Source organism: Kocuria sp. NPDC057446, assembly GCF_042802875.1.
Lineage (GTDB): Bacteria > Actinomycetota > Actinomycetes > Actinomycetales > Micrococcaceae > Kocuria.
The window spans coordinates 1-11606 of sequence record NZ_JBHVDI010000129.1 but is presented as its reverse complement, the minus strand read 5'-3'; the positions used below and the strand labels follow the sequence as shown (position 1 = coordinate 11606).

8 protein-coding genes and 1 pseudogene are annotated in these 11606 nt (G+C 65.3%); 7 read left to right on the top strand and 2 right to left on the bottom strand.

The window, feature by feature from the left end; translation table 11 throughout:
• Positions 1 to 1119: aldehyde dehydrogenase family protein (locus tag ACFU0Y_RS14030; protein WP_380215146.1), on the bottom strand; the 1119-nt coding region annotated here is incomplete at its 3' end.
• A gap of 167 nt (positions 1120 to 1286) precedes the next feature.
• Between ACFU0Y_RS14030 and ACFU0Y_RS14025 the strand changes: the two genes are divergently transcribed.
• The 5 genes and pseudogenes from ACFU0Y_RS14025 to ACFU0Y_RS14005 all read left to right on the top strand — a co-directional run bounded on the left by ACFU0Y_RS14025 (position 1287) and on the right by ACFU0Y_RS14005 (position 7824).
• Entirely contained in the window at positions 1287 to 2867 is a 1581-nt protein-coding gene (locus tag ACFU0Y_RS14025; RefSeq protein WP_380215145.1) for a PucR family transcriptional regulator, read from the top strand.
• 270 nt (positions 2868 to 3137) lie between these two features.
• A complete protein-coding gene (locus tag ACFU0Y_RS14020; RefSeq protein WP_380215144.1) occupies positions 3138 to 3599 on the top strand; it encodes a hypothetical protein in 462 nt (153 codons plus the stop codon).
• Positions 3600 to 3901: 302 nt separating this feature from the next.
• Entirely contained in the window at positions 3902 to 5440 is a 1539-nt protein-coding gene (locus ACFU0Y_RS14015; protein ID WP_380215143.1) for a sugar transferase, read from the top strand.
• A 108-nt stretch (positions 5441 to 5548) separates the two neighbouring features.
• On the top strand, positions 5549 to 6688 hold the full coding sequence (locus tag ACFU0Y_RS14010; RefSeq protein WP_380215142.1) for an acyltransferase family protein: 1140 nt from the start codon (positions 5549 to 5551) through the stop codon (positions 6686 to 6688).
• A 264-nt stretch (positions 6689 to 6952) separates the two neighbouring features.
• A pseudogene (locus ACFU0Y_RS14005) lies at positions 6953 to 7824 on the top strand (IS5 family transposase).
• Positions 7825 to 7845: 21 nt separating this feature from the next.
• Here the strand turns inward: ACFU0Y_RS14005 and ACFU0Y_RS14000 are convergent.
• Positions 7846 to 9288 carry an O-antigen ligase family protein gene (locus ACFU0Y_RS14000; protein ID WP_380215141.1) on the bottom strand — a complete coding sequence of 481 codons (1443 nt, stop codon included), beginning with the start codon at positions 9286 to 9288 and terminating at the stop codon, positions 7846 to 7848.
• A gap of 232 nt (positions 9289 to 9520) precedes the next feature.
• On the opposite strand from ACFU0Y_RS14000, the gene ACFU0Y_RS13995 reads away from it, so the two are divergent.
• Together ACFU0Y_RS13995 and ACFU0Y_RS13990 are read left to right on the top strand one after the other, a co-directional pair.
• Positions 9521 to 10600: an acyltransferase family protein gene (locus ACFU0Y_RS13995; RefSeq protein ID WP_380215140.1), complete on the top strand. Its 1080-nt coding sequence runs from the start codon at positions 9521 to 9523 to the stop codon at positions 10598 to 10600.
• A gap of 113 nt (positions 10601 to 10713) precedes the next feature.
• Positions 10714 to 11606: IS481 family transposase (locus ACFU0Y_RS13990; protein WP_380215139.1), on the top strand; the 893-nt coding region annotated here is incomplete at its 3' end.

Here is an 11606-nt window from a genome sequence, read left to right as displayed (position 1 = left end):
CGCCCCGCTCACGTAGCCGTTGACCCGCTCCAGGGCCGCCCTCGTGATCAGCGGGCCCATCTCCGAGGCCGGGTCGGTGCCGTCGCCGATCCTCAGGTGCGCGATCCGCTCCTTCAGCCGGGTGATCAGCGGATCCGCCACCTCGCCCACGGTGACCAGCACCGAGACCGCCATGCAGCGCTCCCCGGCGGAGCCGTAGGCCGCCGACACGGCCGCGTCGGCGGCCCCGTCCAGATCCGCGTCGGGCATGACCACCATGTGGTTCTTCGCCCCGCCCAGGGCCTGCACGCGCTTGCCGTGGGCGGCGGAGGTCTCGTAGATGTACTTGGCGATCGGGGTGGAGCCCACGAAGGACACCGCCTTGACCAGCGGATTGGTCAGCAGCTCGTCCACGGCCGTCTTGTCCCCGTGCACCACGTTGAGCACCCCGGCCGGCAGACCGGCCTCGGCGAAGGCCTCGGCGATCCACACCGCCGCCGAGGGGTCGCGCTCGGAGGGCTTGAGGATCACCGTGTTGCCGGCGGCGATCGCGGTGGTGATCATCCACAGCGGCACCATGGCGGGGAAGTTGAACGGGGTGATGCACGCGACCACGCCCACCGGCTGGCGGATCTGGTGCACGTCCACCCCGGTGGCGGCCTGCTCCAGGTACTCGCCCTTCATGTGGTGCATCAGTCCCGCGCAGAACTGCACGTTCTCCAAACCGCGGGCGATCTCCCCGGCCGCGTCGGCGAGGACCTTGCCGTGCTCGGCGGTGATGATCGCGGCCAGCTCGGGGGTGCGCTCCCGGATGATGTTCTCGACCTTGAACAGGATCGCCGTCCGCTTGGCCATTCCGGTGGCCCGCCATCCGGGCAGGGCCAGCTCGGCGGCCTCCACGGCGGTGGCGACCTCCTCGGCCGAGGCCAGCAGCACCTGCTTGGCGACCTGCCCGGTGGCGGGGTTGTAGACCTCGGCGGTGCGCGCCGAGCCGCCGTGGCGGGCCCCGTCGATGTAGTGCTCGATGACCTCCCCCGCACCCCGCCGGTCCTGGCCGCCCCTCCCGGCGGCCTGCCGCGCACGGGCCTCAGCGTCCTGCTTGGCGTCTCGATCGTTCTGGGTCACCGTGCGATCCGACATCGTGGGGTCCTTTCGGTGCGCGGAACGGGACAGTCCGTCCTGTGCTCGCCGTATGGTGTGAGAACCACCATGGCATGAGAAAAGGGACTTGCATGCCGACAGATAGCGCGGATTCAGAGCTCCTTCGGACAGATCGTCCGAGCCTCCGGGAGAGGCTCGGACCCACGGTGCGCGACGTCGTCGCGTCCGCCGAGGTGACGGCCGGGCAGCCCGAGGTGCTCACCGGCCACGACCGGATGGATCGGCCGGTGCGGTGGGTCCACGTCCTGGACGGTCCCACCGTGGAGGGCATGCTCGCGGGCCACGAGCTGGTGCTCTCCACGGGTGTGGGCTGGCCTCCCGAGGAGTTGCTGCCCGGCTACGTCGGAGCACTCGTGCGCGCGGGGGCGGCGGGGCTGATCCTGGAACTGGGCGCCCACTACGGCGCTGCCCCGCCCGCACTGGTGGACGCCTGCCGAGATCTCGACCTCCCGCTGATCACCCTGCACCGTCGGGTACGGTTCGTCTCCATCACCGAAGCCGTCCACCGCCGCATCCTGGCCGCGCAGATGGAGGCCCTGGAAGCCCGGGACAGCGTCCACGCACTGTTCACGGAGCTCATCCGCACCGGGGCGCCGGCCGACCACATCGTCCACGAGGTGGCGCGGCTGCTCCGCAGCCCCGTGGTCCTGGAGGACCTGTCCCACCGTGTCGTCACCTACGCCTCACAGGACGAGGACGTCAGCTCCTTGCTGGCCGACTGGCGTGACCGGTCCCGCCTGGCGCACGCACGCGGCAACGCCACCCGCTCCGTCGCCGTGGTGGAGGCGCGCGGCAGGAGATGGGGACACCTGATCGCCACGCGGGCACCGGCCGACGCCGGAGGCGCCGACTTCGTGCTGAGCCAGGCCGCAGTGGCGCTCTCCCTGGACCGCGCCGCCGGCCACGGGGCCGACGAGTGGCTCCGCCTCAGTCACCAGCAGCTCCTCGACGACGTGGTGCAGCGGCGCCTCTCCGGCATCGACGCCCTCGCCCACCGCCTGGAGGCAACCGGCATGCCCCTCCACGAGCGCCACCTCATCGGCGTCGCTTTGAGACAGCAGCGGTTCCGGGACCAGCCGCAGGGACCGCTGGACGCCGCGGCGGCACGCGCCGCAGTGCTCTCCGCAGCCGCGGCCACCGGCGCGGATGCCGTCTGCTCGGAGGTCAGCCTCGGCGCGCCGCTGATCCTGGCGGCCCTGTCTTTTCCGCGCCGGCGCGCTGGACCGGATGCCGACGTGGATCGGTTCGCCGCTCACATCGCCACCGAGCTCGGACCCCAGCTGCATCTGACGGCCGGGACGGTGGCCACCGATGCCCGGGGTCTCCTCAACTCGCTGGACGAGTCCATCGAGCTCCTGGACCTCACGAACACCTCGCACGGATCCACCCGGGGGGCGGTGGTTCGGGCCACCGGCCAAGAACTCCCCCTGCTCCTCAGCCGCCTCCGGGACGAACCGCTGGTGCAGGAGTACGCGGAGAGCGTCCTGGGCCCCCTGCTCGCTCATGACGCCCGGCACGGGACGGACCTGCTGCAGGTCCTGACCGCCTACCTGCAGACCCCCGGCAACCGCACCCGGGCAGCCGCCGACAGTCATCTGTCTCGGTCCGTGTTCTACCAGCGCATCGCCGTCATCGAGAACCTCCTGGGCCGCTCGCTCGAGGACGGCCACACCATCGCCAGCCTCTACAGCGCCGTCCTGGTGCACCAGCAGGCCGGCACCGGATGAGCTCCTGCGGTCTTGGCTGCCACGCGTGCCAGGGACGGGTCGTCCATCGCCCGGACCCGCGACCGCCGGACAGGCTCCACCGAGGGGCCGCACTGGACAAAGGTCGACACCACATCACTCTCGGCATAGGGACAAGGCACTGACAATAGACTTTTGTCCGGTCCGATGGGGACCATGTGGGGACAAGAATCGGCTCTCACTAGGGCCGTTGCGCCGATACGCTCGGAGTACCCGAAGATCCGTACCCCTCGACGGACAAGAGAGAACACGATGCGCACCTCCCCCCTTGCCACTGACATCCAGCACCACCTCGAGTCCTGCTCCCCCGCGGGTCTCACCCTCCTGGACCTCGACATCGTCGAGGACGTCGCCGAGCTCACCCCGGCCTTCACCCCCGAGGCCCTCGACCGCGTGCTGCGCACCCAGCTGCGCATCACCGGCGCCCCGGCCGACTGGGACTGCCCGAAGGCGTCCATGGAGGCCGGCACCCCCACCTGGGCCTACGCCCTGGACCTGGCCTACCTGTTCAACGAGCACTACTTCGGCCACCTGCTCCTGGAGCGCCACGAGGCCGCCCTGGGTGAGATCCTCGCCGCCCACGGCCACGAGGGCACGCCCGTGGTGATCCGCCCGGCCTACACCCCCGACTGCCTGGCGCTGAACCTCCGCCGGCTCAAGGCCGAGCACCTGCGCACCGCCGACCACGGCACCCTCGCGGCCCGCGCCGCCTGAGCGGCACGCCCACCGGCACCCCGGTCCCCCAATCGGGGGACATGACGGGGCATCATCAACTTCGGGGCAGCTTCCCCGCCCGACGACGTGATCCCTGTCACCACTAGGCCCGACGCCGTTCCGCGAGTTCTCGGCATCGTCAAGTGCAGGTGCAAACACCTTTCGTCATAGAGCCTGTTTCATCGATTTGCGCCCCTAAACTGGTGACAAGTGCAATGCAGCGCGCGGTCCACCGTCTCCCCCACGGGCTGGGAGGAGACACCCCAGGTGGCCGCGTGCTTTTTCGGGGAGGGAGCACCACCATGCTCAAGGTCAACGAGATCAGCAGGGCGGACGGCCAACGGCGTCCGCAGCTCAGCACCACCCGTACCACCGCTCGCGAGACCGCATCCCGCTCCGGCTGGCGCTCCGCCTACCTGACCCGGATGCGCTGGGCCGACGGCCTGGCCCTGATCGTCACGCTCCTCGGCGCCCACCTGCTCCGGTTCCAGCTGGAGAACGCCGGGTTGCACCTCGGCGGCGACGTCTCTGTCCCCTACTGGATCGTCGGCATCGCCCTCGCTCTGGTCTGGTGGATGCACCTCGGCGCCCGCGGCGCCCGCGACGTCCGGCTCATCGGCCACGGCATGGAAGAGACCCGGCAGGTGGTGCACTCGAGCCTCATCCTCTTCGGAGCGATCGCCATCATCTCCTTCGGCTTCGACCTCCCCACCGCCCGCAGCTACGTCTTGTTGGCCCTCCCCCTGGGGCTCGGCTTCTTGATCCTCGGCCGCTTCATCGTCCGCGACCGCCTGGTCAAGGCCCGCATGAAGGGTGATGCCCTGTCCCGGACCATGGTGGTCGGCCGGCTGGCCGGCACGTGCGACCTCATCAAGTCCCTGCGCCAGCACCCCACCTCCGGTCTGCACGCGGCCGCCGTCTACGTCCCCGAGACCCGCAAGCCGGTCCCCGCGGATCTGCAGCGCATGAATCTCCCGACCAACGCTCTGCCCCCGGGCGAGCGGCCCACGGTGGAGGGCATCGTGGACGCCTGCCACGAGCGCGGCATCGAGACCGTTGTGCTGTCCTCCAACGTGCCGCTGAGCACCACGGAGATCCGCCATCTCAGCTGGCAGCTCGCCGACGCCCACATCCGCCTGGTCATGGACACGGGCCTCACCGACATCGCCGGCCCGCGCATCCACATGCAGCAGGTGGCCGGACTTCCCCTCATCCACGTGGCCACCCCCAAGCTGAGCCGAAGCCGCGCCATGACCAAGCGCCTCATGGACATCCTCGGCTCCGGCGCCGCCCTGCTCGCCCTCTCCCCCGTCCTGCTGGCCCTGACGCTGATCGTCAAGACCCACGACAAGGGTCCCGCCTTCTTCGCTCAGGAGCGCATCGGCCAGGACGGCTCCCGCTTCAGGATGCTGAAGTTCCGCAGCATGCGCACCGACGCCGAGCAGGTGCTGCAGCGCCTCAAGGAGCAGAACGAGGGCGCCGGCCTGCTGTTCAAGATGAAGGACGACCCCCGCGTCACCGGCCCCGGCAAATGGATGCGCCGCTACAGCCTGGACGAGCTCCCCCAGTTCCTCAACGTCCTCAAGGGCGAGATGTCGCTGGTGGGACCCCGCCCCCCGCTCCCCGCCGAGGTGGAGCAGTACGAGGACTACGTCCACCGTCGGCTGCGCGTGCGCCCGGGCATCACCGGCCTCTGGCAGGTATCCGGACGGTCGAACTTGGACTGGGAGCAGTCGGTACGGCTGGACCTCTACTACGTGGAGAACTGGTCGCCGGTGCAGGACCTGCTCATCTTGGGACGAACCTTCAAGGCGGTTGTTGCCAAAGAAGGAGCCTACTAAAAAGATGCGCCTATTACTTGAAAAATTGCGCCCCAATATGCCAAAGCCCAAAAAGTTAAAACAATACCGCGAGACTCGGTTGATGCAAGGACGCGAAACTATTATCTCATGAGCGACAAACGCATTGAATTGCCCTATCTCGACGGAATCCGCGGGGCCGCCGCACTAACAATCGTGCTGTATCACGCGTTTTTGTTCACTGGCCACACAGGCGATGCGTATAACGATTTGCCCATTTTGGGCTGGTTTTTGGGATACGGATACCTGGGAGTTCCCATATTCATCGTACTAAGTGGCTACGTTCTCATGTTACCCATAGCGATGCATCGAGAGTTCAAGCTCCGGACGAGCCTCAAGCGCTACATTGGGCGTCGCGCTCGTCGCATACTCCCTCCGTACTATGCGGCACTGGCAATCAGCTTGATCCTGATTGCCACATTTCCTATCATGCAGGAACCCTCTGGGACGCAATGGGACACAAAAGTTCCGGTAACTATCGGGGGCACGATTTCCCACCTGCTCCTTATACACGACATGAGCGGATCATGGATTGGCCAAATTAACGGACCCCTGTGGTCGATTGCAGTCGAATGGCAAATTTACTTTCTGATGCCTCTTGTGATTTTGCCGCTATGGCGGCGCGTCAACCCGATGATTGTCGCATCAGGCCTTTTGGTGGTAAGCCTGAGCGTTGTACTATTATTTGGACGCTTCCCATACGCTCACCCATGGCTCATAGGCCTATTCTCTCTTGGAATGCTCGCAGCCTATTCAACACTAAATGCGAACTGGGAACTTTCATGGTTACTACGGGCGACTAAAATGCTGACCTTATGTACTGTGGTCATTCTTTTCGGAGCATGGAACTGGATGCATTCCCATCCATGGGCATCAGAAAGCCTTGTTGGAATTTTGTTTGCGGCCAGCCTTGTAATCCTGGGGCGAGCCTCGCTAGCTGGCATAGAATCGCGTGTCATCAATTTTTTTAAATCCGCACTTATGATACGTCTAGGGCTAGTCTCCTATAGTGTTTATTTACTACATAGCCCTTTGATTGGGCTAGCTAATCTGTTGACTCTACACTGGAATTTGCCAACCTGGTTGCAATATTTGTTTTTGACTTTAGTAGTGGTTCCGACTGTCTTGGCAGTCTGTGTCGGTTTTTACTGGCTGGTCGAGCGACGATTCCACAATACACATCAGCGAAGCGTCTCAAGTACACAGGTCGTCCAATCATCCACTTCTTGATGATGACCGCAATAGCGCGCTAGTTTACTCCAGCTGGGCCATGGTGCAGGCGCCCTCTGCGTAGTGCGTATATAACACGAACAGACTTAGTACCATAGTCCAACAGTGGGCAACCGCAGAATGCGATATTTGCGTCATTAGATGAGGGCATTTCGCCACACCTCACGGGCAGCCTGATCCACACGCTGTCGGAAACAGGGATCTAAGAAATGGTTTCAATAGTTCGGGTTCGGGGGTAGCGAGGCCCGCGTACCGGTGACGATCATGGTCGCCATAACGAGGCAGAGGGTGTCTCAGCGGCTGGTCAGCGACCAGTTGTGGGAGTTGCTGGAACCGTTGATCCCGCAACCTCCACCGGCGAAGAACGGGCGTACTGGCAGGCCACGGGTCGACGACCGGGCGGCGTTGGAGGGGATCCTGTTCGTGACCGCCAACGGCATCGCGTGGAAGAAGCTCCCCACCGAGCTGGGCTACGGTTCCGGGATCACCTGCTGGCGCCGATTGCGGGCCTGGCAGGAGGCCCGGGGTGTGGGACGACCTCCACCACGCCGTGCTCGAGCAGCTGGGCCAGGACGGCCTGCTGGACTGGTCAAGAACGTCCCTGGACTCGGTCAGCGTACGGGCAAAATCCCTGGACTCGGTCAGCGTACGGGCAAAAAGGGGGGGGCGAGCTGACCGGGCCGAACCCCACCCACCGGGGCAAACTCGGTACCAAGTACCACTTGCTGGTCACCGCCGACGGGTTGCCGCTGGCGGTGGCGATCACCGGGGCCAACCGGCACGATTCCATGCTGGTTGAACCGATCCTGGACGGGCTGAGCCCGGTCAAAGGCCGAGGGCGGGGCCGTCCCCGACGCCGGCCGGTCAAGCTGCACGCGGACAAGGCCTACGACAACCGGCGGGTGCGCCGCTACCTGCGCCGACGCGGGATCACCGCCCGGATCGCCCGCATCGGGGTGGACTCCAGCGAACGCCTCGGCCGATACCGCTGGGTCGTGGAGCGCACCATCTCCTGGCTGCCGGCCTTCCGCCGCCTGGCCATCCGCTACGACCGCAGCGCGGTCACCATCACCGCTGTGGCCACCTTGGCCATCACTGTAATCTGCGCCCGGCGACTGCCCCGGAACGACTATTGAAACCATTTCTTAGGAACGGTGCTAGACGGATGCCTGTGATCGAGCGGGCGGTGAGATCCTGTGGTGTGCCCGTTGCGGATTGCCGAAGCCAAGCCCGACTACGGCTGCAACGACTGCGGCGGGTGCGGACAGCGACCAATACTGTGCCGATATGAAGGCCACAGCCAGAGACAGCACGGCTGTTGCAGCGGCGGCACGATAAGCATCCACATGGGCGGTGAGGGCGCGGATGGTGGCCCAAAGCATGAACGTGAAGACGAGAGCCCCGATGACGCCGATCTGCACGGCGATCATTAAGTACCCGTTGTCGGTGGTTAACGATCCGTAGGGCGCTAGGCTCGGATAACGCTGTGACACTGGCCCTGCCGATCCTGCGCCGGCCCCAAGCAGGTTTTCGTTAATTGCGGCGATGGCCCGCGGATAGACGTCGCCTGAGCGGTCTTGGAAGGACCGATCTTGGGACAGATCAGTGAGAGTAAGAATTCGATCGCGGGTTTCCTGAGCGCGGGTACTGGATGAGGCGGAGAGCCACCACCAGACGGCAGCGGAGAGCCCACCCGTGAGAGCGGTGTACTTGGCCACCCTCCCGAGAGTGGTACCACGGCCCCAGGCGAATAACCCAAGCAGTAGCGCCACAGTGGCGGCAACGAGCGAGGTGCGGGTCAGACTGGTGAGCAGTGCCACCACCCCGATGATTCCGATAATTAGGACGGCGATCCGTGGCCTGCGGGGAAGTTGAGTCGCAGCAACCAGCGCAGCGGGGGTAAGGCAGGCAACGAGGAACCCGAAGTCCTGGTTTGTGGGCAGCAATCCCATGCTGCGGATCGTGCCGTCGATTCCGTGTGTAGATACCGACCGGTCGATCAAAGTCAGTTCAGGGCCGGTAAATCCTATAAACGCTTGGCGTAGAGCCACGACGATGTTGGCGACGAACACTCCAACTACGGTCAAGGTCAGTAATCGCCGTTTTCGCTGCTCACTAGCACCAGTGTGGCGGCGAAGGACGCCGACGATGGCAAGAGTGACCAGTACCGGGAAAACTAGGGCCAGGAACCCGCGTGCGGCCAGAAGCGGCGAAATGAGAATTGTGGCGAAGGCCACGGCCCCGCAAATGAACAGGTAGCCAGCGACAGGGAAGATGAGCTTGCTCTGCAGGCGGCGCCGAGTAATCAATGACAGTCCATACGCCAATCCCAGTGCAGCGAGGTAGGCCTGCGCAGCCTCCGAAGCAATACCGAGCCTCGGCACATGGGCGGCAATAAACCCTGACATCCCCAGCACGGCCACCGCAGCGGACACAGATCCTGCCCACACTCCTCCATACCCCACGGACACAGCCGCAACCGCACCTCCGATCACGACCACCGCCCACACCGGGTCTTGCACGGCGAGCACACCGAATGCGACCACCGCCCCAAGAGCAAGTAGCACCAATGGCACAGTGCCGTTGTGTATACGCGTCATGTCAACCTCCGGGCCCAACACGGCAGGTGGCGGGGGTGCACCGGTTGGATGGTCCCACACTACCGACCCACTCCCGCCCTGCTGTGGATAGGGCACACAATCATCCAAGCGTGCCGGTCCATGAAACTGTTTGCATGGGGCCATGCCGCCCCAACGAGAGGGGGCGCCCGGCGGGACGTCCCTTCTCGTGTCATGTGCGCCTTTCGGGGAACGTCCTCGTTAGCCTGAACGCGTGACCCCCGCATCCCCCAGAAATCACGCCGTCGACGTCGCCCGGGCCTTGGCAGTCACCGGCGTCGTCATCAACCACAGCATCGACGGACTCGTAGGCTCCGGCATCATCGACCCAACTTCCCGAGTCGCCGAGATCAACGGCATGCTTTACATCTTCCGCATGCCCGCCTTGGCGCTACTCCTGGGCCTGTTCATCCCTCGAGCGGTCAGCAAGCGCGGGGCCGCCGGTTACGTCAGGGAGCGAGTGACCCTGGCCGTCTATCTCTACGTGCTGTGGTTCTTCATCCAAACGAGCGTCGAAATCGCCACCAGCAGTATGAAGAACACCCCCCGTGGGGTCAGCGACCTCTTGCAAATCTGGACGATGCCGGCGCATCTCTGGTTTCTGCCGTATCTTGCGGTGTCCGCGCTCGTCATCACGTTCGCCGCTCCCTGGGTGACTCGTCGGCGAGCAATTGTGGTACTTGTGGTGCTGGCAGGGGTGGCATTAGCAACCTGGGATTGGAACCCGTTGCTGTTTGGGTTACGCGGATTTTCTTTGCTGCTGTTCACAGCATTGGGCGCCGCCATCGGGATGGGGCGACTCGGCCGAGCGCTAAATGGGCCACTATGGATTTGGGGCGCGCTCGGACTTGTAGCGGCTGCCGGGTTTGCGGTCCTGTGGCATATGGGCATGAGTCCAGGGACGGCAGGCTCGTCGAAACTGCCCCTCGATACCGTGGCAGTAAGCATCGCTGGGGCTCTGCTGGGAATCGTCGTCTTGCTCGCGATGGCCGCAGCACTGGCCCACGTATCGGTCATTCGCCGAATCGTAGGTTACGTCGGCGAGCACACCCTTGAGGTTTATCTCGCCCACGTAATTGTTACCGCAGGGACGCGCATTGTGTTGGCACGGTTGGGTTTTGAATCAGAGGGCTTGTTTTTGATCGTCGTCGTGTCTTCTGGGGTCATTGCACCACTTGCCCTCGCGTATGTGGCTCCTCGGGTCGGGTGTGGGTGGCTCTTCCAACCTCCGGGGCCGCTGGCGCGTTGGTCCAAAGCGGCGAGCAGTGAGGTCAAGACCCCCGCCGCACTCTAGGTGTTGTGGGGCATGAGGTTCTTGCCGCGGGTGTGCCGGTGAGATGAGGAACGGGCTCCTCGCCACAGGATGGAAGTTCCTACACCGTCCGTCCGCAGCAAGAGAGCCCGTTCATGCCCCACATTAATGCACCTCTGACCCCGACCGGCCGGCTGCGCATGGTCCGCCGTCACCTCGAGGACGGGATCCCGAAGGCCCATGTGGCCGCCGAGTTCCGGGTCAGCCGCCCCACGGTGACCACCTGGGTGGCCCGCTATCTCGCCGCCGGTGAGGCGGGGCTGGCCGATCGTCCCTCAGTCCCAAGGCGCAGCCCTCAGCGCACCCCGGCGGCCGTCGTGGAGCTCATCGAGTCCCTCCGGCGAGACCGGAAATGGTCGGCCAGGCGGATCCACCGCCACCTGCTGGATCTCGGGCACGAGCTGCACCTGCGCACGATCGGTCGCTGGCTGGCCCGGCTGGGCATTTCCCGCCTGCGCGACCTCACTCCGGCCGGGGACGACCTGAGACGCCCGCCCCAGCGGATCCGTGCCGCCTGGCCCGGGCACATGGTGCACCTGGATGTGAAGAAGGTCGGGCGCATCCCCGACGGCGGCGGCTGGCGCGCCCACGGCCGCGGATCCACCGCCGCGAAGGCCGCCAAGCGCGGACCCGGGGCGAAGGTCGGCTACACCTCCCTGCACTCGGCCGTGGACGGCTTCTCGAGGCTGGCCTACACCGAAGCCCTCGCCGACGAGAAGGCGGTGACCACGATCGGATTCTTCTGCCGAGCCCGGGCGTTCTTCGCCGCCCACGGCATCACCCGGATCCACCGGGTCGTCACGGACAACGGCGCCAACTACAAGGCCCGCGACTTCACCCGGTGCGTGGAGGCCCTCGCCGGCCGGCACCAGCGCATCAAGCCCTATACGCCCCGGCACAACGGGAAGGTGGAGCGGTACAACCGGCTGCTTTCCGACGAGGTGCTCTACGCCCGCCCCTACGCCAGCGAGCAGGCCCGCCGGGACGC